Source organism: Agrobacterium sp. SORGH_AS 787, from assembly GCF_030819035.1.
In the GTDB taxonomy this organism is placed as follows: Bacteria; Pseudomonadota; Alphaproteobacteria; order Rhizobiales; family Rhizobiaceae; genus Agrobacterium; species Agrobacterium larrymoorei_B.
On record NZ_JAUTBG010000002.1, the window covers coordinates 2820400 to 2843896 of the forward strand.

At 58.9% G+C, this 23497-nt stretch carries 20 protein-coding genes and 1 other RNA gene; 8 read left to right on the top strand and 13 right to left on the bottom strand.

The window, feature by feature from the left end:
• Positions 1-10 precede the first annotated feature (10 nt).
• From QE435_RS22890 to QE435_RS22935, 10 genes are all read right to left on the bottom strand, one after another.
• Complete coding sequence (locus tag QE435_RS22890) at positions 11-1750, bottom strand: penicillin-binding protein 2 (protein WP_306933473.1); 1740 nt, start codon at positions 1748-1750, stop codon at positions 11-13.
• On the bottom strand, positions 1750-2313 hold the full coding sequence (locus tag QE435_RS22895; protein WP_306933474.1) for a hypothetical protein: 564 nt from the start codon (positions 2311-2313) through the stop codon (positions 1750-1752). The genes QE435_RS22890 and QE435_RS22895 overlap by 1 nt, the downstream gene beginning before the upstream one ends.
• A gap of 1 nt (position 2314) precedes the next feature.
• Positions 2315-3340: a 16S rRNA (cytosine(1402)-N(4))-methyltransferase RsmH gene (gene rsmH, locus QE435_RS22900; RefSeq protein ID WP_349042751.1), complete on the bottom strand. Its 1026-nt coding sequence runs from the start codon at positions 3338-3340 to the stop codon at positions 2315-2317.
• 14 nt (positions 3341-3354) lie between these two features.
• The gene (gene mraZ / locus QE435_RS22905; protein WP_306933478.1) at positions 3355-3795 is read right to left on the bottom strand and encodes a division/cell wall cluster transcriptional repressor MraZ; all 441 of its coding nucleotides are present in this window, start codon (positions 3793-3795) and stop codon (positions 3355-3357) included.
• A 387-nt stretch (positions 3796-4182) separates the two neighbouring features.
• Positions 4183-4586: RNase P RNA component class A (rnpB, locus tag QE435_RS22910), an RNA gene on the bottom strand.
• Between the two features lie 84 nt (positions 4587-4670).
• Positions 4671-5864 (bottom strand): FAD-dependent oxidoreductase, encoded by a 1194-nt coding sequence (locus QE435_RS22915; RefSeq protein WP_349042752.1) that lies wholly within the window; start codon positions 5862-5864, stop codon positions 4671-4673.
• A gap of 96 nt (positions 5865-5960) precedes the next feature.
• Positions 5961-7148, bottom strand: a complete 1188-nt coding sequence (locus QE435_RS22920; protein ID WP_349042942.1) for an FAD-dependent oxidoreductase — start codon at positions 7146-7148, stop codon at positions 5961-5963.
• Between the two features lie 180 nt (positions 7149-7328).
• The gene (locus tag QE435_RS22925; RefSeq protein ID WP_349042753.1) at positions 7329-7865 is read right to left on the bottom strand and encodes a transglycosylase SLT domain-containing protein; all 537 of its coding nucleotides are present in this window, start codon (positions 7863-7865) and stop codon (positions 7329-7331) included.
• Positions 7866-8112: 247 nt separating this feature from the next.
• Complete coding sequence (locus QE435_RS22930) at positions 8113-8880, bottom strand: N-acetylmuramoyl-L-alanine amidase (protein ID WP_349042754.1); 768 nt, start codon at positions 8878-8880, stop codon at positions 8113-8115.
• Positions 8877-9617 carry a DnaJ family molecular chaperone gene (locus tag QE435_RS22935; protein ID WP_306934852.1) on the bottom strand — a complete coding sequence of 247 codons (741 nt, stop codon included), beginning with the start codon at positions 9615-9617 and terminating at the stop codon, positions 8877-8879. The genes QE435_RS22930 and QE435_RS22935 overlap by 4 nt, the downstream gene beginning before the upstream one ends.
• Positions 9618-9924: 307 nt before the next feature.
• On the opposite strand from QE435_RS22935, the gene QE435_RS22940 reads away from it, so the two are divergent.
• The 7 genes from QE435_RS22940 to QE435_RS22970 all read left to right on the top strand — a co-directional run bounded on the left by QE435_RS22940 (position 9925) and on the right by QE435_RS22970 (position 17781).
• Entirely contained in the window at positions 9925-11136 is a 1212-nt protein-coding gene (locus QE435_RS22940; protein WP_349042755.1) for a pyrophosphate--fructose-6-phosphate 1-phosphotransferase, read from the top strand.
• 239 nt (positions 11137-11375) lie between these two features.
• Complete coding sequence (locus tag QE435_RS22945; RefSeq protein ID WP_349042756.1) at positions 11376-12011, top strand: LysE family transporter; 636 nt, start codon at positions 11376-11378, stop codon at positions 12009-12011.
• A gap of 121 nt (positions 12012-12132) precedes the next feature.
• Entirely contained in the window at positions 12133-13239 is a 1107-nt protein-coding gene (locus tag QE435_RS22950) for a lytic transglycosylase domain-containing protein (RefSeq protein ID WP_349042757.1), read from the top strand.
• A gap of 206 nt (positions 13240-13445) precedes the next feature.
• Positions 13446-14696 carry a DUF3419 family protein gene (locus QE435_RS22955; protein ID WP_349042758.1) on the top strand — a complete coding sequence of 417 codons (1251 nt, stop codon included), beginning with the start codon at positions 13446-13448 and terminating at the stop codon, positions 14694-14696.
• Entirely contained in the window at positions 14693-15370 is a 678-nt protein-coding gene (locus QE435_RS22960; RefSeq protein ID WP_349042759.1) for a class I SAM-dependent methyltransferase, read from the top strand. Before QE435_RS22955 ends, QE435_RS22960 begins: the two co-directional genes overlap by 4 nt.
• A 155-nt stretch (positions 15371-15525) precedes the next feature.
• On the top strand, positions 15526-16317 hold the full coding sequence (locus tag QE435_RS22965; RefSeq protein WP_349042760.1) for a GH25 family lysozyme: 792 nt from the start codon (positions 15526-15528) through the stop codon (positions 16315-16317).
• Positions 16318-16554: 237 nt separating this feature from the next.
• Positions 16555-17781 (top strand): lytic murein transglycosylase, encoded by a 1227-nt coding sequence (locus QE435_RS22970; RefSeq protein WP_306933500.1) that lies wholly within the window; start codon positions 16555-16557, stop codon positions 17779-17781.
• A gap of 422 nt (positions 17782-18203) precedes the next feature.
• On the opposite strand, the gene metF is transcribed toward QE435_RS22970, so the two are convergent.
• Positions 18204-19100 (bottom strand): methylenetetrahydrofolate reductase [NAD(P)H], encoded by an 897-nt coding sequence (gene metF / locus QE435_RS22975; RefSeq protein ID WP_349042761.1) that lies wholly within the window; start codon positions 19098-19100, stop codon positions 18204-18206.
• 1 nt (position 19101) lies between these two features.
• Complete coding sequence (locus QE435_RS22980) at positions 19102-20115, bottom strand: metalloregulator ArsR/SmtB family transcription factor (RefSeq protein WP_306933503.1); 1014 nt, start codon at positions 20113-20115, stop codon at positions 19102-19104.
• A 300-nt stretch (positions 20116-20415) separates the two neighbouring features.
• Here QE435_RS22980 and QE435_RS22985 point away from each other — a divergent pair, with 300 nt between their 5' ends.
• The gene (locus QE435_RS22985; RefSeq protein ID WP_306933505.1) at positions 20416-20886 is read left to right on the top strand and encodes a VOC family protein; all 471 of its coding nucleotides are present in this window, start codon (positions 20416-20418) and stop codon (positions 20884-20886) included.
• A gap of 75 nt (positions 20887-20961) precedes the next feature.
• Here QE435_RS22985 and QE435_RS22990 read toward each other — a convergent pair whose 3' ends face one another.
• On the bottom strand, positions 20962-23304 hold the full coding sequence (locus tag QE435_RS22990) for a methyl-accepting chemotaxis protein (protein ID WP_349042762.1): 2343 nt from the start codon (positions 23302-23304) through the stop codon (positions 20962-20964).
• Between the last annotated feature and the right edge of the window lie 193 nt (positions 23305-23497).

The window sequence follows — 23497 nt, forward strand, 5'->3', positions numbered from 1 at the left end:
GCTGTACCAATCAATAAGACACGAGCAAGGCCGAGCCATCCTTGCCGAACTTCGGCTTCACGCCCAGGATCGCGGCAGAGCGGGTGATGATGTCATGCACCATTGGAGCCGCAGACGTACCTGCAAGTGCAGCGCCGTTACCCTTGTCTGTCTTCGGTTCGTCGATGAAGGAAAGCACCACATATTCCGGCTTCTCCATCGGGAACGCCGAGAGGAAGGCGTTGAAGTTCTTGTCGTGCACATAGCGGCCATTGACCACCTTATCGGCCGTGCCGGTCTTGCCGCCAACATTGAAGCCTTCCACACGCGCGTTGCGGCCGGAACCATTGACGCCGTTCCATTCGAACAGGAAGCGCATGTCGCGGCTGGTGGTGGGCTTGATCACCTGCTTCGCCACCGCATCGGCCTGTTCAACCGTACGCGGGAGGAACGTCGGCTCGATCAGCTTGCCGCCATTGACGAGCGCCGCACCGGCAATCGCCGTCTGCAATGGAGTGGTCGAGACGCCGTGGCCGAAGGAAATCGTAATGGAGTTGATCTTCTTCCACTGGCGCGGCTGTGTGGGCATGGCCACTTCCGGCAATTCCGTCTGCATCCTGGAAAGCAGGCCAAGGCGTGTCAGGAATTCCTTATGTCCTTCGGTCCCGACCGTGTCGGCGATTTTCGCCGTACCGATGTTGGACGAGTACTGGAAAATTTCCGGCACGGACAGGATGCGACCCTTGCCGTGGAAGTCCTTGATGGTGAAGCCACCGATGCGGATCGGGAACCGTGCATCGAAGGTGGAACCGAGCGAGATACCGCCCTCGTCCAGACCCATGGCGATGGTGAAGGACTTGAACGTCGAGCCCATTTCGAACGTACCGTTCGACATGCGGTTCAGCCAGCCTTCCTTGGCGCCTTCCGCCGGATTGTTCGGATCATAGTCCGGCAGCGACGCCATGGCGAGGATTTCACCCGTATGGACGTTGATGACGACAGCACCTGCGCCAATTGCCTGGAACTTCTGAATGGCGTTGACCACCACTTCGCGCACGATCGCCTGCACACGCAGATCGATGGAAAGCCTTACCGGCTCAAGCGGCTGGTCGGAGGTCATGCCAAGCGCGGTCAAATCCGCAAGGCCCTGGCTGTCGAGATAGCGTTCCATACCGGCAACGCCGCGGTTGTCGATGTTCACGTGACCGACGACATGCGCCGCCGTGGGACCGCCCGGATAGAAGCGGCGCTTCTCCGGCCTGAAACCGATGCCGGGAATACCGAGCGCCAGGATCTGGCTCTGCTGCTTCGGCGTCAACTGACGGCGCAGCCACTGGAAGCGCGAACTGGATGTCAGCTTCTGGTAAGTGCCGCGCGTATCGAGATCGGGCAGAACGGTGCGCAGCTTCTCGATTGCCTCATCGACATCGACGATGCGATGCGGTTCGGCGAACAGCGAAACAGTGCGGATGTCGGTCGCCAGTACCTCGCCATTGCGGTCCAGCAGATCGGGACGCGAGGCCATCAGCCTGTCGGCGGGCGCAATGCTGGAAACGGTTTCCTGCTGGGCCAAGCCATATTGCACCAGACGGCCGCCGATGACGCCGTAAAAGCAGACGAAGCCGAAGATCAACAGGCCAACGCGGCTCTTTGCCTGCGAAGCGCGCTTCTTGCGTGCGCCTTCAAAGGCAGCATGGTCCGCTCCGCCAATCGTGCTGGCGGAGAAATGGGCCTTGCTCTTCAAAACCATGACGCGGGAGAGAAAAGACATCAGTCCACCGATCCTGTTATCGTTTCATCCATTTCACCAGACTCGTCACCCACCGGCGCTCTTGGAGCAGGCATTGGCTGCTTGGGCGCACGGGTGACATGCGAGCGTGGCGCCGGTGCCGGAACAGGCTTGCCGCCGGTGGCGACGATCTGGCCGGCAGGCGCCGATTTGGGCTTGGCGCCCCCAAGTGTGGCGCCGGGCTTGGAACCGTTGACCGCCGCGGCGATCACGTCTTCGACACTCATGCCTTCCGGCTCCGGCGGCTTTGGCAACTGCGAACGCAGCATTGGCAGTTCCTGCGGCTGTGCCAGCTGCGTCGGCAGCGTCGGCGTCAGCTGAAGATCGGCCTGATAGGCATTGACCAGCCGATGCAGCCGGTTGGGCTGCGTCAGCAAAGCCCAGTCGGCCCGCAGAAGATCGATCGTATCGCGCTCCAGCTTGATCTCGGCTTCGAGCTTCTTGACCGATTCAAGCTTGAGATCGGCCTGATGCTTGATGGAATAGGTGACGACGGCCGCCGACACCATCACACCGACGAGAATGAGGTCGAGTGTGCGCAGCATGTCAGCCTCCCATCTTTTCAAGGCTGGCGAGATCGGGAAGGTCGAAAATGGAGATGTCCGCCGGACGGGCCGGAGCGGTTGTTCGCACCCCAGCGCGCAGCTTGGCGGAACGGGCACGCGGGTTGAGCTCCGCCTCTTCCTCGCTCGCCGCAACCATCGGCTTGCCGAGCGGATCAAAGATTGCGGGCTTGTCTTCCACCATCGGCATATGGCGTGAACCCGCCGCGCGGCCGGAACGATCGGCAAAATATTTCTTCACGATGCGGTCTTCCAATGAGTGGAAGGTGACGACGACGAGACGGCCGCCCGGCTTCAGCACCTGTTCGGCTGCAAAGAGGGCCTTTGCCAGCTCGCCCAACTCGTCATTGACGAAAACACGCAACGCCTGGAAAACGCGGGTTGCCGGATGGATCTTGTCCTTTGCCTTGCGCGGCGTGACGATCTCGATCAACCCGGCAAGGTCGCGCGTCGTGCGAAATGGCTCTTCAGCGCGCTTCTTCTCGATGGCACGGGCAATACGTCCTGCCTGCTTTTCCTCACCGAGAAAACCGAAGATGCGGATCAGATCGCCGACTTTGCAGCGGTTGACGACATCGGCGGCGGAAACGCCGGACGCGGACATGCGCATGTCGAGCGGGCCGTTCTTCTGGAAGGAGAAGCCGCGCTCGGCCTCATCGATCTGCATGGACGAGACACCGATATCCAGCACCACGCCATCGAGGCCTTGGGCGGGCGCATGCGCTGCCAGGTCGGAAAACTGCGAGTGAATAAGAGAGAGCCGCCCGCCATTGGCCGCAACCATCGGCTGGCCGCCAGCGATGGCAGTTGGATCACGATCAAGAGCGATGACTTGAGCGCCGCGGTCGAGGATCGCCTGGGTGTAGCCGCCAGCACCAAACGTGCCGTCGAGAATGATCTTGCCTTCCGCGGGATCGAGCGCGCCCAAAACTTCACGAAGGAGAACCGGAATGTGGCGAACAGGTCCGCCACCGGCATCAGAAGATCGTCCGCCAGAATTCGCCGCCATTCCGTGTCCCCGCCTTATACGGGACGAACAGCAGAAAAACTGCGCCCCGCTCTTGCTGCCGTCTGCGCCTCGTGAAACGCGTCCGGCTGCCATAACTGAAAATGATCCGCCCGACCGACAAAGGTCACTTCGGTGGTGATACCGGTGAAGTCCCGGATGAAATCCGTGACCATCAACCGCCCTTCCCCGTCGAGCTTCATGAACACGCCGCCACCGTGAACCAGCAGCGACATTGCATTTGCTTCCGGCGAAAACGCATCCATCGACGCGATCTGCCGCTCGTAGCGATCCAACAGGTCCGGCCCGCCAATGCTGATGGCCGGAAAGGCGAAATCCTGCAGGCAATAAAGCTCCTGGATATCGCGTTGCGCCAACACCGAACGAAACGCCGACGGAACCGAGACACGCCCCTTGGCGTCGATCCTGTTCGTCACATTCGATAAAAAGCGCCCCATATGACAACTCGCCAGAAACGCCTGAAGCCGCATGCTCAGGCGACACCGATACGCACGACAAATCGCTGACCGGCAGAACCAAACGTTCTGCAGCCTTGGAAAGGCCTTTCATCCGTTTCAGCGATTGCGGGTCAAAAACACGACCCCTTGTGGTGTGCATTTGGGATATCATGGGACACTATGGGCGTCAATGGGAGAAGGCGGCGCGAACCGACTTCGGATTCGAATATTCATATCCCGTTAAGTTTAACGAATGGTTTACCGGCCGCGCTTTCGAGCACCCTTCCTGCCTGCCGTTACGGAAGCTTGAAAGAAAATTTCTTGAACGATAACAATGCCCTATTCCGAAGATCGGAATCGGCTTCATATGGGAAGAGAAAGAGAGAAATCGCCAGTTGGCCTGTAAGCCGGGTTCTGTATGGCCCCGGTTTGACCCGGAACGTGGCAGCCATTCATCTGGGACGGCATTTGCATGCCGCCTCGCGCAACCCACCCGGATGACTCGCCCGGAAACAGGCTGTAGGCACCGCTTTCGCGGCACCCCACGTCATCCCTATTCGGTCTTGCTCCCGGTGGGGTTTACCATGCCACCCCTGTTACCAGCGGCGCGGTGGGCTCTTACCCCACCCTTTCACCCTTACCACCTGAAAGGTGGCGGTCTACTCTCTGCGGCACTTTCCCTAGGGTCGCCCCCGCCGGACGTTATCCGGCACCGTGTTTCCGTGGAGCCCGGACTTTCCTCACCCTACCGTCTTTCGACATTGGTAAAGCGCGGCTGCCCGGCCAACTGGCACGCGCTCCTTAGACGGGTTCAAGATGAAAAGCCAACGGAAAATCGGCAGAGGCTGGACAGTATTTGAAGGAGGTGGCTGAGCCTATCGGCCAAAGACCGGTGCGAAATCGGTCTCGTAACCTTCGTCCTTGAGATGGCCTTGCGTCAGAAGTGCTGCCCCCAACCGCCCGATCTCGTCCGAACTCTTTGCCGCGGCACCACAGCCGCCGGTCAGAACCGCAATCCGCTCCGACCCACAATAGCCGATCGCCGGGTAGCCGCTCGGCGTGTAGGATGTGACACAGGCCGCCATCGACAGTCTTGCCACATCGATGCTGGGAACAAGCGTCTCGACGATGGCCGCGAGATTGTCCCGCACCTGAGGTTTTCCGCCCGCCCGGAACCAGGCACGGATCTCCGCATCCGTGCCAAGCAGAATATCTTCCGGTTCACCGCCAATCTTCAGATAGGCCTTGCTATCGGGATAGATGACCGGTGGCAGAAGATAGATATGCTTGGCCGGGTCACTCGGCTCATAGATCAGCGACGGCATCTCGGAAAAGTTTGGAAGATCGGCGTCGTCGACCTCAAAGAAGGCAACCGTGCGGCCATAGACCTCCATCGAAAGTGGTCGCGGCAACAGCCCTTCCATCGTTGAAAATCCACCCGCAGCCACGAGCACCTTTTCCGCCGTGTAGCTTTTGCCGGAAGCAGTGGTGACGAGCGCCACGCCCGCCTCATCCCGCACCGAAACGACAACGTCCTCATAGCGCGTCACACCGCGCTTTTGTGCTGAAAGTATTTGCGCTCGAACCAGTTCGCGTGGATTGATGTGACCGGCATTGCGCCGCTCGAAGACGCCTTCGCAACCGCTTTCGAAGGAAAAATAGGGGAAGCGCTGGATCAACTCGGCATCGCCAAGAACGTCGGTTTCCACCCCAAGCGTTTCGGCCGCAGCACAGACATTCTCGATATAGGGAACACCTGTCCCCCGCGCCTTGCCGACAATCAGGCAGCCGACTTCATGGTAGAAATTGATCCCACTCTCACGCTCGATCTCCTGGTAGCGCGCAATCGAGCGATTGGCGAGGAGCGCCCAGTCCGCATCATCGTCAATGGTCCGCGTGATCCGCGCTGCATCGTAGTGGCTGGCAAACACGCCTTGATGATGTCGGATATCCGAAGGCTCAAGCGGCCCGATCAGCGCAACGCCGTCCGACTGTAGAGACAGATGCCGAGCCGCTGCGGCCCCCATCATGCCCGCACCGACGACGATATATTTGAACTGCGCTGCCATAACCGCTCTCATACAATTTCAGATTCTGCTTCAGAGACTTGTAGCGCCTTCCTGAATCACGGCCAGAGGGATTTCAGGTTTTGATGAAGGCGATCATCAAACAAACACCGGCGCCATCTGCGCAGCAAAATCGTCCTCACTCAACTGCCCCTCAAGCAAAAGCACCGCCCCGATGCGGCCAATCTCATCGGACGATTTCGCCGAAACGAAATTACCGCCGGTCAGCACCGCAATGTTGGAAGACGACGTGTAACCGATATAGGGATAGCCGGTGCGGGTGATGGAGGCGACGCAGGAGCCGGACGTCACGGGGCACCCGTCAAGGGCGGGCATCAACTCGATTGCGCGACGGACAAGGAAATCCACCTCACTTTTGGTCCCATCAGAATGGAACCATTGGACTGCCTGATCGAGTGTCTCCAGCCTCCCCTTCTCGCTCTCCCCGCCGATCTTCAAATAGACTTTGCCATCGGGATAACGAACCGGTGGCAGGATATAGACGATGTCGTCTTCGCTCTCCGCAAGGACGATGGCGGAAGGCATGCCGGCAAAGGCTTCCTGCTTTTCTTCGTCCAACTCGAAGAAGGCGATGGTGCGACCCGTTGCCGCCATGTCCACTTTGAGAGGCAGAATATCAGCCATGTTGGTGAAGCCGCCCGCTGCGACGATCACCTTTTCCGCCGTGTATCGATGCCCCTCCAAGGTCTCCACTTCGACGCCCGAACTGCTATCGGAGACCTTCACTGCCGTCTGACGAAGAACCGAGGAACCCTGCTGCTCTGCAATCGTCACTTGCGCCTTCACCAGGGCGCGCGGGTTGACATAACCGGCATTACGCGGCTCGAACCAGCCACGATGATCGCCCGGCAGGGAAAACATCGGGAAGCGAGAGGAAAGCGCATCCGGCTCGTAGGTCTCGACCGTCAGACCAAGAGTGTCCTTTCGACTCATGGCGCCCAAGACATAATCACCGCCCAACCCCTTACCATTACCGGTGAAGAGGCAGCCCACTTCGTGATAAAAACGGATGCCGCTCTTCTGCTCGATCTCGCCATAGCGTGCGATCGAGCGCTTCGCGAGCTCTGCCCATACTGGGTGGCCGTCAAACCCGCGCGTGATCCGCGCCTCGTCATAGTGGCTGGAGAAGACACCGTAATGGTTCTTGCGGTCTGTCGGTTCGGCAGGACCGATCAGCGCGACGCCATCTGTCCGCGAGGAAAGATGGCGCGCCGCCGCGGCTCCCATCATTCCAGCGCCGATCACGATGTATTTGAAGTCCACCATGGCTACCTCTTTGTGCATGCTGAGCCTTCACTAGCAAACACGCGAAGTGGAAAGAAGCCCGCATAGAGCGCCGTGCGTCCTATTGGACGCACAAAGGACGCTCTATCTTCTTTGATCTACGCATCGGGCTTTCCGAAAATCGATTCCGATTTTCGGGCCGATGCTGTAGCCTCAATACCATCACCCTTGGAGCAGCGCCTGCACCTTGCCGCAATAGGCCTTCGACACCGGGTTCATGCGTGTTGCGGCATGGCCTGCATTGTAGCGCAAAATGGTGCTGCACACTTCGCCGCCACCCAGTTGATGCGCGGTAGCGAGATATTGCATACCCCAGCGAATGTTGGTTTCCGGATCGTAGAGCGCCTTGACCGTGCCGCGATAGCCCATCATCCGTGCGGTGGCTGGCTTGATTTGCATGAGCCCGACTTCGCCCGCACTTCCACGGGCCTTGGGATTGAAACGGCTTTCGACCGCAACGACCGCATGCGCCAGGTTCGTCGGCACGCCGTAACGCTTGGCATATTTGACGATGAGATCGGAGTAATCATTCTTCAGCGTGGCAGGAAGGGTTCGCTCAGGGATGGGGTAACCGGGCTTGCGGAAATAGGTCTGTAGCGTCACGGTCTTGGTCTTCACGTCATCCTTGGCGACGACAATTCCGGTCTGCGCGGCCAGCATCGAGATGCAGGCCGAGACAGCAACAATCACTCTTCTCATCAGTAGAAATAGTCTCCAGGCACGAAGACATCCAGTCATGGACACGCAAATGCACACATCGGGAAAGTCATGTGGACAATCCTTTGGGAGGTCTTCGTCATTGATATTGTCGGCTTCTATGGAAAAACCCATCCAGCCGCATTTCGATGCGGCGTTTAAAGTCGGCCAATAAGGATTTACTGTGGCAGCACCTAAAGAAGGGATGGTGGACCGGCTTCGATCACGCCAGTTTCATCGGAAATGGTGCCTACGCGCTTCTGAATTTCGGCAGTGCCGAAATGAGCCGGTGCAGCGTATCGATGGTGGAAAAATCGGCGATGCCGTCAACCAGCGCAGGCCGGAAATGTCGCTGGAAGGCGGCGACAGCACCTTCCGTCTTCTCACAATAACTGCCCGAAATTTCAACGCCGTAGCCATAGAGCGACAGCATGGATTGCAGGGCCTCCACCGGCTGACCGCTATCGCCGCGATGGAAGAAACGTCCACCGCCGATCGGAGCGGGCTGGACCCAATGGCCAACGCCCTTCTGCGACAGGATGTCCCATGGGAACTTCTCGCCCGGATCGACCTTGCGAATAGGCGCAATATCGGAGTGCGCCAGCACTCTTTCCGGCGCAATCGACCAGCGCGCGCCGCAGTCGCGACACAATTCAACGACCGCTTCGATCTGGACTTCGGGGAAAGCCGGCAGTCCGGCAGGATGGCCACCATTGGCGATCTCGATGCCGATCGAGCGTGAGTTCAGATCGATCTCGCCTGCCCAGAAGCTCTTGCCCGCATGCCAGGCGCGGCGGCTTTCCGGCACCATCTGAATAACGCGTCCATCTTCGAAAACAAGATAATGGCTGGAAACCTGGCTTGCCGGATCGCAGAGCCAAGAGAGCGCACGCTCTGCGCTTTCCATGCCGGTGTAGTGAAGAATGATGGAATCGGGTGCGCTCATCCCAACCCGCTCGCCATGATTTGGCGAGGGCTGGACGCTGGCACCGGCATAATCCGGCAGAAAGTCACTCATGCGACGCGGCGTTCTCTCTCGATGGCCGCATAGGCGGCATTGAGTGCCGCCATACGCTCATTCGCAGCCGCATGCAATTCCATCGGAACGCCACGGGCAATGAGCTTATCGGGATGATGCTCGGCCACCAGCAGACGGTAGCGCTTGCGGATATCGGAGAAGTCGTCGGACGGAGAAACGCCGAGCACGCGGTAGGGATCGCGCCCTTCCATGTGAACATGGCGCGCCATGATCGTTTCGAAATGATCCTCGGTAATCCGGAAGATTTCCGCGATCCGGCCAAGGAAGGCCATCTCACGTTCATGGATAAGACCATCGGCCTTGGCGATGTGGAACAGGCCGTCCACGACGCTCTCCAGCATCTCGCAGTTTTCGCGCCCGGTTCCGCAGAGTCCCGCAAGGCGCTCGGCATAGGCTTCGTAACCGGCGACGTCCTGCCGCGCGAGGTTATAAAGCCGTGCAACGTTCTTGGCTTCCTCTTCGGGAAAATCGAATATCTGGCGAAAGGCGCGTACCTCGGCATCGTTCACGACACCGTCGGCCTTTGCCATCTTTGCGGAAAGAGCAATGATCGCGACGGAGAAGGACACCTTGCGGCGAGTCTCCGGATCGCCTTCGAAGACGGTGCGGACCGCTTCGATCACGCGACCCAGGACGTTTCCTGCCGCTTCGCCGATCGCGCCGAGCAGCCGCTCCCAGAGGGATGAAATTTGCAAACAGGCGAAATCGAACATCATGTCTCTAAGCATGACGGCTCCATGGTGTGAATGCAAGACGCATAAGGTCGCTGATCATTAAGTTTTCGTCATCTTAGCTTCGCTCTACGCTGATCGTTTGACGCAGACGTAACAGCTTTTCCACAGGTCGGTTCCGAGGTCACTGACACTTCCCGGCATTGAAACGATTATATTCGCCACGCAGTTCACCGATCTTCGAGAATACCGCGAAATACCCGTTTTTCTTGAGAAATTCACTTTACATGCAAAACGGCCTGTCGCATCCATTTGCCCCGACACGCATTGAGAACCGACAAAGGAGAGCCCCATGGCCAAACAAAAAGTCGCAATGTTGACCGCAGGCGGACTGGCGCCCTGCCTCTCGTCTGCCGTGGGCGGATTGATCGAACGTTACACCGACATCGCTCCCGAAATCGACATCGTGGCCTACCGCTCCGGCTATCAGGGCGTGCTCCTCGGCGACAGCGTCGCCATCACCAAAGAGATGCGCGAGAAGGCTCCCCTGCTGCATCGCTATGGCGGCTCCCCAATCGGCAACAGCCGCGTGAAGCTCACCAATGCCGCCGATTGCGCCAAGCGTGGATTGGTGAAGGAAGGCGAAAACCCCTTGCAAGTGGCTGCAGATCGTCTCGCCAAGGATGGCGTCACCATTCTTCACACCATTGGCGGCGACGACACCAATACCACCGCTGCCGACCTTGCCGCCTATCTCGGAGCCAATGGTTACGACCTCACCGTCGTCGGCCTTCCCAAGACGGTCGACAATGACGTGGTCCCGATCAAGCAGTCGCTGGGCGCCTGGACGGCGGCGGAAGTCGGCGCAAACTTCTTTGACAATGTCAGCAACGAACAGAGTGCAGCACCCAAGACCTTCGTCATTCACGAAGTCATGGGCCGCCACTGCGGCTGGCTGACGGCCGCCACCGCGCGCGCCTATATCCAGAAGGTCAAGAGCAACGACTATGTCGAGGGCTTGCTGATGAGCGAAGAGTTGAAGCGCATCGACGGTCTTTACCTGCCTGAAATGGCCTTCGACATCCAGGCGGAAGCGGACCGCCTGAAGAAAATCATGGAGAAGAATGGCTTCGTCACCCTCTTCGTCTCCGAGGGAGCAGGCCTCGATTCGATCGTTGCGGAACGTGAGGCCGCCGGCGAAGCGGTCAAGCGCGATGCCTTCGGCCATGTGAAGATCGATACGATCAATGTCGGCGGCTGGTTCCAGAAACAGTTCGCGAGCCTCATCGGCGCCGAGCGCACCATGGTACAGAAGTCCGGTTACTATGCCCGCTCGGCCCCGGCCAACGGAGAGGATCTACGCCTGATCCACAGCATGGTGGATCTGGCGGTCGAAAGCGCCCTCAACAAGGTCTCCGGCGTGACTGGTCATGATGAGGATCAGGGCGGCAAGCTGCGCACCATCGAGTTCCCGCGGATCAAGGGCGGCAAGCATTTCGATATCTCCGCGCCTTGGTTCTCCGAGGTGATGGACCATATCGGCCAGCCCTTCAAAGCAGCGTAACGATCAACGCCCTCCTAAATTATTAGGAAGACAAGATCGAACTGATGCATCCATTGGCCCGGAAAACCGTTTGGTTCCCGGGCCAATGCTTTATTCTCCTTTTGAACGTACCTGGAAGAAGGCGTGGCTTTCGCACAACGCAGCGCGGGAAAGCCCGCATTGTTCCAAACTCCATGTGACGAAGGCTTTATTATCGCCTCATCGCTTGGTAAAAAGATGTGAAGGGCAAGGAGGTCGTCATGTCCGCACAAGTCTGGCTGGTGTTCTGCGCAGCCTGTGCCATTCTTTTTGCGCTGCCATCGCCCATTGCTTTCAAGGTTGCAAACTATGCAGCGGTCCGCGGCAAGCGCACCATGATCGCTTCGGTGAGCGGCGCGACGCTTGGTGCCATGACGACATTTACGGCGGCGGCTATCGTGATGGCTGGCGCGCCCTTTGTGCCTTCGTCTTTTCTCGACGTTATTCAATGGGCCGGCATCGGCTGGCTGATGCTCTTCGGTCTCTGGACGATCGCAACGCCCGCCGCCCGCGAATCCCAGGCGGAAAACGACAATCTGCGCGCCAGAACACTCGGTGCCATTTTCATCGATTGCTTCGTCCTGGCGGCACTGCGCCTCCGCTACTTCGCCTTCTTCATCGCTTTCCTGTCGCAGTTCATCAACCGCTCGCGTGACGTGGTGGACATGTTGACGCAGATGCAGGCTGCGACCCTCGTCATGTCTCTAATATGCCTGACGCTTCAGGCCACGTTTGCACGCTCGACCATCGCTATGGTGCGCCGCGCATCGGCGACGAAAAAGGTCAGAAACACCCGCGGAACACGCTTCATTACCGGCCGCGCAGTCTCCGCCGGCTACCGCCGCATCGCCGCCTGAAATACATCTGCCGCCTCCCGTCTTGCCGGAATCCTTACAATCAGTTAATGATCCGCTCATGAGACTGCGTGCTTCGTTTGATACGGGGGCATCAACGGGCAGGCAAATTAGAGGCGGCAGCATGATATTTTCTGGCAATTTGCGCCGTAAATCGGCGTCACTTTTGTCGTCCACCATGGGCTTGACGCTGGCTTTGGCAGGATGCACCAGCGTCGAATATTCAGCAAATTCCGACGTTCATTCCCCCAAGATTGCGGCCGCACCGGTTGCGGCACAGGCGGCAGCGGCAGGCCCAGTGGCCCCCGGCACGCAGACGACAAACGAGGGCCAGCAGTCCGGCCCCGTAGCAGCGGCAGAGACGAATGCGACGACAGTCGCCTCCCCGGTTCAGGTCGCATCCAATTCCGCGACAAGCCCTATGCCCTCCACACCAGCCGTCAAGGGCGGTCGTGTCGCCCTTCCTCCGGCAGCAGAAATTGCAGCCGCCGCCGCGATTTCCGCACAGATGCAATCCCCGACAGGCGCTCCGCAAATGGCATCGGCCACAACGGCAGCAACGCTTGGCGCCACACCTGTCGCCGCAACCGCGATGACGACCAATCACGCAGCCGGTCTACAGGCCGCGGCAAACACCTCCGCCACCGCTTCCCTGCCGCAGGTCGTGGCTGTCAAGGGCTCCTTCCCTCCTGCCCCGCCACCACCCGGCACGCCATCGGCAGCGCCAGTGCAGTTGACGGAAGACATGGTGCGCGTGCAGACGATCGTGCCGCTGCCCAAGCCTGACAGCACCGTCCTCGCCTATGCCTCCGCTCCGCAAAATGCGGCATTGGCTGCGATCAGCACCCGCGAAGGTCTCAGCACCGGGCCGCAGCCCGTCGGGCGCGAGAAGCTCAGCGGCCTGATCTCCAAATACGCGACCATGTACAGCGTCCCGGAAGATCTGGTGCACCGCGTCGTCATGCGCGAAAGCCGCTATAATCCCGGCGCCTATAATCGCGGCCACTTTGGTCTGATGCAGATCAAGCATGCCACGGCCCGTTCCATGGGCTTCAATGGCCCTGCCTCCGGCCTGTTCGACGCCGAAACCAATCTGCGCTACGCCGTCAAATATCTGAGCGGCGCCTGGAAGGTATCCGAAAACGATCGCGATGGCGCGGTTCGCCTTTATGCACGCGGCTACTACTACGATGCCAAGCGCAAGGGCATGCTCCACGTCCTGCGTCAGTAACAGAGCGTTCTAGTCCCTTAACTCTCTATGATCTGACCTGTCCTTGAACAAAGGGCAGTCGAACGCCTTTTGGCGTCTGCGGCACTGCTCCGGGCAACGTTTGTATCAACGCGTGCTACCGGAGCGACTGCCTCCCGCTCCTCCCGTCATTAAACTGTTGCGTCCTGACGCTACACGCCTGTCACCCGAACGATAGGTGGAATCATATGACGAGTGCTGCCCCCAAAACCGGCTTCAGCAAGAACACCAAGCTCAAAGCTGCGCTCCTCCAGCACAAGGCGCTTTCGACGAGCGGCCTGTCGGAGCGTCTGTTCGGCATGCTGTTTTCCGGCCTCGTCTATCCACAGATCTGGGAAGACCCCGATGTCGACATGCAGGCCATGGAGCTTCGCGAAGGCCACAGCATCGTTACTATCGGCTCAGGGGGCTGCAATGCGCTGGCCTACCTGTCGCAAAGCCCGAAAAGCATCGATGTGGTCGATCTCAACCCTCACCACATCGCGCTGAACCGGCTGAAGCTCGCAGCCTTCCGCCACCTGCCGAGCCATGGCGATGTCGTGCGCCAATTCGGCAAGGCCAATATCGGCTCCAACAGCGAAGGCTACGACCGCTTCATCGCCCCCAATCTCGATGCGCAGACACGCGCCTACTGGTCGAAGCGCACGATTGCAGGACGCCGTCGCATCTCCGTTTTCGATCGCAACATCTACCGTACCGGCCTTCTCGGCCGCTTCATCGGCGCTGGACACCTCCTCGCACGCTTGCACGGCGTCAAGCTTCAGGACATTGCAAAGACCCGCTCGATGGAAGAGCAGCGCCAGTTCTTCGATGAAAAGGTGGCGCCTCTCTTCGACAAGCCGATGATCCGCTGGCTGACCAAGCGCAAGAGTTCGCTCTTCGGCCTCGGCATCCCGCCGCGCCAATATGACGAGCTCGCCAGCCTCTCGGACGGCAACACCATCGCGCCCGTTTTGCGCAGGCGTCTGGAAAAGCTCGCCTGCGACTTCTCCCTGAAAGACAACTACTTTGCATGGCAGGCCTTCGCCCGCCGTTATCCCGAGCCCGGCGAAGGCGCGCTACCGGATTACTTGAAGCCCGAATATTACGACGCCATCCGAAAGAATGCCGATCGCGTCACCGTCCATCATGCCACCTTCACCGAACTTTTGGCGTCCAAGCCCGCCTCGTCGGTGGATCGCTATGTGCTGCTCGACGCGCAGGACTGGATGAGCGACGTGCAGATCAATGAGTTGTGGGCGCAGATCAGCCGCACTGCCGCACCCGATGCCCGCGTGATCTTCCGCACGGCCGCAGAAAAGAGCGTAATCGAGGGCCGGATCTCGCCCGATATTCGCGCCCAGTGGTCCTATCTCGAGAACCGCTCGCTGCAACTCAACGCCAAGGATCGCTCCGCCATCTATGGCGGCTTCCACATCTACCAGAGGGCATCTGCATGAAGAGCATCGGAGACAGTGTGGGCCTTGCAAACGCCCAGCATGCCACCCTGATGGACAGAATGTACCGTCATCAGCGGCACATCTATGACATCACCCGCAAATACTATCTGCTCGGGCGTGACCGCACGATCGAACGTCTGGATGTACCCCATGGTGGCAGCCTTCTGGAAGTCGGTTGCGGCACGGGCCGCAATCTTCTGCTCGCAGCCCGTCATTTTCCGCTCGCCAAGCTCTACGGTCTCGATATCTCCGCCGAGATGCTGACCACGGCAGCGGAGAACTTCACCGGCAAGAAGGCACGTCCGACGCTGCGCGTTTCCGATGCTACCACCTTCAGGCTCAGCGAGTTTGGACGCAGCGAGGGGTTCGATCGCATCATGATCTCCTATGCGATCTCGATGATTCCCGAATGGGAAAAGGCAGTGGAACGCGCCCTCCTGTCGCTGGCACCCGGCGGGTCGCTGCACATCGTCGATTTCGGTCAGCAGGAACACCTGCCCGTCTGGTTCCGCAGCCTGCTGCAGGCGTGGCTGACGAAGTTCCACGTCACGCCACGCGCAAACCTGCGCTACGTGCTCGAGACGCTCGCCGGAAGCCATAATGCGTCGCTGGAATTTGAACCGATCGCCCGCGGTTACGCCTGGCGCGCAGTGCTGACCATGCCGAAGAGTTGAGAGAGCCATCCCGCCGCCTGGGAATGAATTCTCCTCCTTCCTCTTGTCATAACCGCTTGTTTACCCTGTTATGGTAAATGCGGATTAACGATATGCCGCGTCGGCCAAAGAGCAGGCGCGCGCAATCGGCGGCAACTCATTCAACTGGGAACATCATGCGGCGGCTCATTCCGGCTCTTCTTGGCACCTTGCTGATCCTTAGCGGCTGCACCTCGACCAGTTACGATTTCCTGGAAACCGCGTCCGTCGCCCGGCCGAAGTTCAAGGATAACGATCCGCATGATTTCGGGCGCAACTCGCCGCACAGACACGAGGTCCACGGTATCGACATTTCCAAGTGGAATGGCGAGATCGAATGGGCGACCGTGCGCAAGTCCGGCGTATCCTTCGCCTTCATCAAGGCCACCGAAGGCACCGATCGCCTCGATTCCCGTTTCGATGAATACTGGCGCGGCGCGGCCGCCGCCGGCGTGCCGCACGCACCTTACCATTTCTATTACTTCTGCGCGCCAGCCGATGCGCAGGCCGACTGGTTCATCCGTAATGTTCCGAAGGAATCGATGAAGCTGCCGCCGGTTCTCGATGTGGAGTGGAACCCCGCCTCCCCGACCTGCAAGACGCGCCCATCGCCCGATGTGGTCCGCTCCGAAATCCAGCGCTTCCTCACCCGCATCGAAAACTATTATGGCATGCGCCCGATCATCTATACCAGCGTGGATTTCCACCGGGACAATCTGGTCGGCCAGTTCAAGAACTATCACTTCTGGGTTCGCTCGGTCGCGGCTCATCCATCGGAAATTTATCCGCAGCGCCAATGGGCCTTCTGGCAATATACCGGCACCGGCATCATCCCCGGCATCAGCACACCCACCGATATCAATGTCTTCTCTGGAAGCGAGAAGAACTGGCGCACATGGGTCGCGTCTGCCTCCAACGCCCGCAGTTGACGACAGCGAAAACGCCAGATCGTCTTAGGTAGCAGGCGCAGTTGTCACAAAAACGTATACCACTTCTGCGCGACCTGCTTTGGACTTGCTTTTTGAGCCAAGACAGGCAGATGTGCGACGAAATAATCGCAAAGGTGAGGAAACAAAACCTCGGCGATTATCTTTCACGATCCTGCCCATGCTTCCGCCACAAAGGGAAGGAAACCAGTGGGCCAATCGCACATTTGAGGAATTCTGATGTTCAGCTTCTCGCAACGCAGCCTGGTTCTTGCTGCCACTCTCTTTGCCTTGTCCTGCGGATCCGCACTGGCCGTTACCCCAACCGTCTCTCCCGATGATCCGAAGCAGGTTCCCTGCGGTGGCGATCTTTCGACCTTCCTCAAGGGCGTAAAGGATGAAGCTGTTGCCAAGGGCGTATCGGCAGAGGCTGTCGATAAGGCGCTCGCCGGTGCCCAGATCGACCAGAAGGTTCTGTCTCGCGACCGCGCCCAAGGCGTGTTCCGCCAGACCTTCCTCGAATTCTCGCAGCGCACCGTCAGCCAGGGCCGCCTGGACATGGGCCGCAAGAAGCTTCAGGAATATTCCTCCACCTTCAAGCGCGCCGAGGACGAGTTCGGTGTGCCCGCTGGCGTCATCGCCGCCTTCTGGGCGATGGAAACCGATTTCGGCGCCGTACAGGGCGATTTCAACACCCGCAATGCGCTGGTCACGCTGTCGCATGATTGCCGCCGTCCGGAGCTCTTCCGTCCGCAGCTGATCGCACTCACCGAAATGGTCCAGCATGGCGACCTTGATCCTGCGACAAACACCGGCGCATGGGCCGGCGAAATCGGCCAGGTGCAGATGCTGCCGAAGGACATCATCGCTTTTGGCGTCGATGGTGATGGCGATGGCCACGTCAACGTCAAGGGTAGCGCACCGGACGCGATCCTGACGGCTGCGAAGTTCATCCAGCATCTCGGCTTCAAGAAGGGCGAGCCCTGGATCCAGGAAGTTGCGGTGCCTGAAAACCTGCCATGGGAAAAATCCGGCCTTGGCGGCACCATGACCGCTGGTGACTGGTTCAATCTCGGTGTCACCCCGCGCGATGGCGACAAGAAGTTTGCCAATCTCCAGGCAGCGCTCATCATGCCGCAGGGCCGCAAGGGACCGACCTTCCTCACCTACCCGAACTTCAACATCTATCTCGAGTGGAACCAGTCCTTCATCTACACGACCTCCGCTGCCTATTTCGCGACGCGACTGATGGGCGCACCGGTCTATAACAAGGGCAACCCCGATCCCGGCCTCAATGATGCCGAGATGAAGGAACTGCAAACGAAGCTCGATGCCAAGACGCATGATGTCGGCAAGATCGACGGCATTCTCGGCTCCGGTACGCGCATCGCCGTTCAGCGCGAACAGCAGCGTCTGGGCCTCCCCGCCGATGGCTGGCCGACCCGCGAGCTCCTCGACAAGCTTTGATGATCTGACACGATCCGATCTGGTGAGAATGGCTGGGGAAAACCCCGGCCATTTACTTTTTTACGACCGGAATAACGAAATCTTCACCCTGTAATATAAGTTGTTTTTCAATGGATTGCTGCCGCAATTTCACCCAGAAGCGGCATGTTTGGTGTGCAGCGCATCATAAAAACCGCTTTTCAAAAGACACAAAAGGGTCATAATGCTTACTGTCAACGAACAGGAGGCAGAGCATGGGACTTACAAATTCTCTTAATGCCTTGGCAGTCGGCGTGGCGTTTGCGTTTGTCGGAGTGATGCTTTTCATCTGACAAAGCGTTGGGGTTTAGGACGCCCGGTCGCAAGTTGATCCTCATAAGCCATTAAAAAAGCGCAGGTTTTTCTACCTGCGCTTTTTTTATATCGAAGTTGCCGCGGCTCGGTCAGGCGGCGGATTTGCGTGCCGGGCGGAAGCCGACATTCTCAAGAACGGCATTCACAAGCGGTGCGCGGTTCATCGTGTAGAGATGGAATTCGTTAACGCCGCGACGCTGCAGGTCGAAAATCTGCTCGGCAGCCACATCGGCGGCAACCTTGGCACGACCGGCCGGATCGTCGTCATAACCGGCAAAGCGCTCATCGAGAAAGGCTGGAATGCTGGTGCCGCAGCGACCGGCAAAACGCTTCAACTGCGTGAGGTTCTGGATTGGCATGATACCCGGCACGACCGGTATCTTGATACCAGCCTTGGTGACGCGCTCCATGTAACGCTCGAAGACGTCATTGTCGAAGAAGAATTGTGTCAGCGCCCGCGTTGCGCCGTTATCCGCCTTGAGCTTCAGCATCTCGATATCGACAGCATTGCTTTCGCTCTCGGGATGCTTCTCGGGATAGGAGGACACCGAAATTTCGAAGTCTCCCAGCTCCTTGAGCCCGCGCACCAGGGCAGCGGCATTTTCGTAACCTTCCGGATGCGGCTTATAAGCCGTACCGATACCCGTGGCAGGGTCACCGCGAAGTGCAACGAAATGCGTAACGCCGACATTGCGCAACTCTTCCACGACCTCGTGGGTCTCGCGCTTGCTGGCATCCACGCAGGTCAGGTGCGATGCCGTCGACAAGCCTGCAACGGAGATCATCCGCCGAACCGCTTCCAGCGTCGGCGCCTTGGTGGTGCCCCCTGCCCCATAGGTCACGGATACGAAATCCGGGTTCCAGCGCGACAGTTCTTCCACCGTTTCCCAAAGCTGCACATCCATATCGGGGCTCTTTGGCGGGAAGAACTCGAAGGAGAGCTTGAAGGCGCTGGAGGGGTTGCGGTCGATCTCTGTCTTGGTCATGTCATGCCCTCCCGGCGGAAACGAATTGAGGCTCTGCCGATTGATCCCCGGCAATCAGCAGGCGCGGGTCGCGTGCAACCCAGATGGTGACGTCGAGCGACTGGGCGGACGCCTTGCCGGAATGCAAGTCCATCGACTTTTCCGGTGTGAGCCCGGCCTTCTTCAGCCACTCTTCCATGGTCTGGTTCGAGAATCCCAGGCGGACATGGGCATGCTCTTCACGCAGATATTCCAGCGAATGCGGCGCCAGATCGATGATCACCAAACGGCCATTGGGGCGCAGCATGCGCGCCGCCTCGGCAATGGCCATTTCCGGATGATCGAGAAAGTGCAGGACCTGGTGGACGACGACCAGATCGAAATCCTGGCCTTCCAGCGGCAGATTGAGAATATCGCCGTGGCGCACGGAGGCATGCGCCACACCCGCCTTATCCAGATTGGAGCGCGCCACAGCCAGCATGTCGCGGCTGGCATCGATTCCGATGGCGCGACGATAGATGCCACTCAGCAATTGCAGGATCCGGCCCGTTCCCGTTCCCAGATCGAGCATCGAATCCACCGGTGTGGTGCCGATGAGCTTCAAAAGTGCCGCGTCGACCGCCTCATCGCTGACATGCAGGCGGCGAAGCTCGTCCCAGGCAGAGGCGTTGCGACTGAAATATTCCTGCGCGCGCGTCGCCCGCACACGCTTGACGGCTGCAAGTCGCTCATTATCACGCGACAAAACGGCATCTGCTGAAGAAGCAAGCGATAGCAACTGCTTGACCAGTTCGGCAGACTTGCCATCCTGTTTCAGGCGGAAGTAAGCCCAGGCACCTTCCTGATAGCGGTCGATGAGATCTTCTTCCGCCAAAAGCTTAAGGTGACGAGAGATGCGCGGCTGCGACTGCCCGAGAATTTCCGTGAGGTCGGTGACCGTTAAATCTCCCGCAGACAGCAGTGCCAGCAAGCGAAAGCGCGTCGGCTCCCCCGCTGCCTTCAACAGATCCACCAGATTATCCAGTCCAAGCGCCAAAGCCGCCACCTCATCCAATCAACATATAAAGATATGTTTATACGATTAGCGAAGAGATGCAAGACTGGACTTGCATCCGAGAACGAAAACCATTGGATGACGGACAGACCGCATCTTCGTATCCGAGACGAAAGGCCTTGAGGCCAGCCAACACAGGATGGTCCTCCCTCCAGGCCTGCGGCTTTTCGCTACCGGAAATTCCTGCGAATAGTGCCTTGACCTCAACCATAGTTGAGGTCGTACCAACACGAGCGTCTCACAAGACAGCCGAGAAGCAGGCACATAAACAGGAGTACGCTCATGATTCCCCTCAAAGGTCTCTACGAAACCCATTTGACGGTTTCGAACCTCGATCGATCCATTGATTTCTACCGCGATATAGTAGGACTGGAGCTGGCACATGTGATAGCCGAGCGAAACGTTGCGTTCTTCTGGGTTGCCGGTCGCGAGACCGCGATGCTCGGCCTGTGGTCGATACACAGTTCTCCCCTGCGAAACCGGCTGCACATCGCTTTCCAAACGAGCCTTGAGCAATTGCTGAAGGCGTCCGACTATCTGCGTTCCAGAGAAATCACTCCACGCGACGGAGCAGGATCGGAAATCGAAGAGCCCATAATCTTCCCCTGGATGCCCGCGGCCAGCGTTTACTTTGAGGACCCCGATGGCCACTCACTGGAGTATATTGCACTCCTGCCCGATCAGCCTCGTAGAGACATAGCTGGGACGCTCACCTTCTCTCAGTGGAAACAGCTTGCGGCTGGTCAATCCTAAAGCGCAGATTGCGCCACAAAAAAGAAAGGCGGAATGATCCTCCGCCTTTCTCATAATGCAGGCTATCGCCCGTTTTCAGAATTCGGTCCATTCATTTGCCGCAACGGCTGCGTTGCCATGCGTCATTGGCGCAGGCCGTGTGCGAGCGGCCTGTGATTGGGGCACGGGTCGCGAAGACGGCGCATGGCGCATCGTTTCGGCCACCGATCGCAACTGGCTCACGGCTTGGCCAAGCTCGAACTGCGAGAGAAGCTCTTTCAGCTTGACGCTTTCCTGCGCGAGTGCGGCGCCGGACGCACTCATCTCTTCCACCATAGCGGCATTCTGCTGGGTGGACTGGTCCATGTGGTTGACGGCGTGATTGACTTCCGCAAGCCCCACAGACTGTTCTTGCGCGGCGGTGGCAATGGCGTCCATGTGCACATTGACCGATTGCACCAGTTCAGCGATCTGCGACAGACCGGAGCCGGTATCGCTGACGAGGCGCACGCCTTCGCTGACGGCAACGGCGGAATTGCTGATCAATTGCTTGATCTCCTTCGCTGCGCCGGCGGAGCGTTGCGCCAGCTCGCGCACTTCCTGCGCGACAACCGCAAAACCCTTGCCCGCATCACCGGCACGCGCCGCTTCGACACCGGCATTCAGCGCCAGAAGGTTCGTCTGGAACGCGATCTCGTCGATGACGCTGATGATCTGACCGATCTGCTTCGAAGAACCTTCGATCCGCTCCATCGCAGCAACGGCGTTGCTGACGACTTCACCGGAATGATCGGCCTTCTTGCGGGCCTCGAGCACCACCTCGCGGGCTTCGTTCGTGCGTCTGGATGTCGCTGTCACATTGGCCGTGATCTCTTCGAGCGCAGCGGCAGTCTCTTCCAGCGAAGCAGCCTGCTGTTCCGTACGCTTGGAAAGATCGTTGGATGCGTCCGAGATTTCCTTGGAGCCGCCGGTGACTGTATCGACGGAGCCGCCGACACTCACCAAGGCTTCGCGCAACTGGCGAACCGAGGTGTTGAAATCGTGGCGCAGTCCCTCGAACTGTGCTGCGAGGGGCTCATTGACTTCACAAAGCATGTCTCCCGCTGCAAGGCGCTTCATGGCCGCGGTAAAGGTGCTGGTGGCCTGCACCAGTCGCGCTTCGGCCTCTTCTTCCGCTTGCCTTTGCATCGCCACGCGCTCGGTCTCCGAACGCACGCGATTGGCCTCGGCATCTGCTTCCAGCTGCTTGTTACGGATCGCAGCTTCGCGGAAGACCGCCACGGAGCTTGCCATTCCGCCGATCTCGTCTTTGCGGTTCGCGCCATCGATTGCCACGGCGAGATCGCCATCGGCGAGTTGACGCATACAGCGGGTCAGAGCCGAGACTGGCTTCGTCACACGGCTGACGACGATGACCATTCCGGCAATCCCGATCGCCACGGCGGCAACGAGCAGGACCGAGTAGAGGATAAGGGACTGGAGATAAGCTGCTTCGCGCGCGGTGGCGACGCGGTTCAGTTCATCCATGGCAAGCGAAGCAACCGAGGCAATCGTGCCAAGCGCAGCCGTGACTTTCGGGCGCCACTCGTCGATGGAGACGCCACCGGGCTCACCGGCCTTCAGTTTGCTGACGATCGCCGAACGCCAGTCGGCGAAATCACCCTTGAAATATCCGTTGTCGGCCTTGATCAACTCGTCCTTCAAGGTCTGAGCAACATCGGGATGATTGATGAGGACACGAACGGACTTCCAGGCGAAATCGACACCTGCATCGGCCGATGTGACGCTGATCACCTCAGCTGCGTTCAAACCACGATTGGCAGCGATCGCGCCATTCATCACCACTGTTCCGGTACCGCCAAGCGCGCGGGCCGCCCATGCCTGAGCGCGGATCTGGATCAGCGCGACCGAGCTTGGATCGAGATTGCGCATCTCCCCTTCGATTGCGAGCGAGGATGCTTCAAGCGAGTTGAGGAACTCGTTACCCAGATCGAGCGTGACCTTGTCGAGGCCCTTTTCACGCTGGTCCAGTTCCAGAGTGATGGCCTGGTCGATCTTCTTTCGATGTGCAGTGAGGCGATCATACACAGAGCGGGTCGCTGCCATTGCACTGCTGATTTCCGGTGTCGCGTTTGCATCGACACTGGAGAATGCCTGCGAGACGGCAGCATCGACCTTGGTTCGTGCCTTTTGAACGGCCTCGTAAGATATCGCGCCCGCAGCGCGCGACATGGTCAAAGCAGTCGCGCTATCGCCGCGCTCGCTGCGAAAGTTCAACAGAACGTTGAACAGGGCGCGATCCAGATCCGCCAGTCTATTGACCGACCGGCTGACCTGATATTGCGAATATGCTGAATAGGTTAAAGAGCCAACGACGCCGCAGAGCATGACGCTCACCAGCAAGAAGGCACCGACAAGAATATTCCTAATCGAAAACATGGATCCCTCAAAAAAGCGAAGCCGCACGATTTCGAGGCTCTTGACCGCGCGGAAAAGGTTGATGCTCCCTTCCCCAACCTAAGCGAGTGCAGAATAAAAAATCGTAAACCAGGGTCGAATTTTGCAACGAATGCAATAACTGGTTGTAACTCTAATAGAAAAAGGCACCGGCCGTCGCCGATGCCCATTTCTG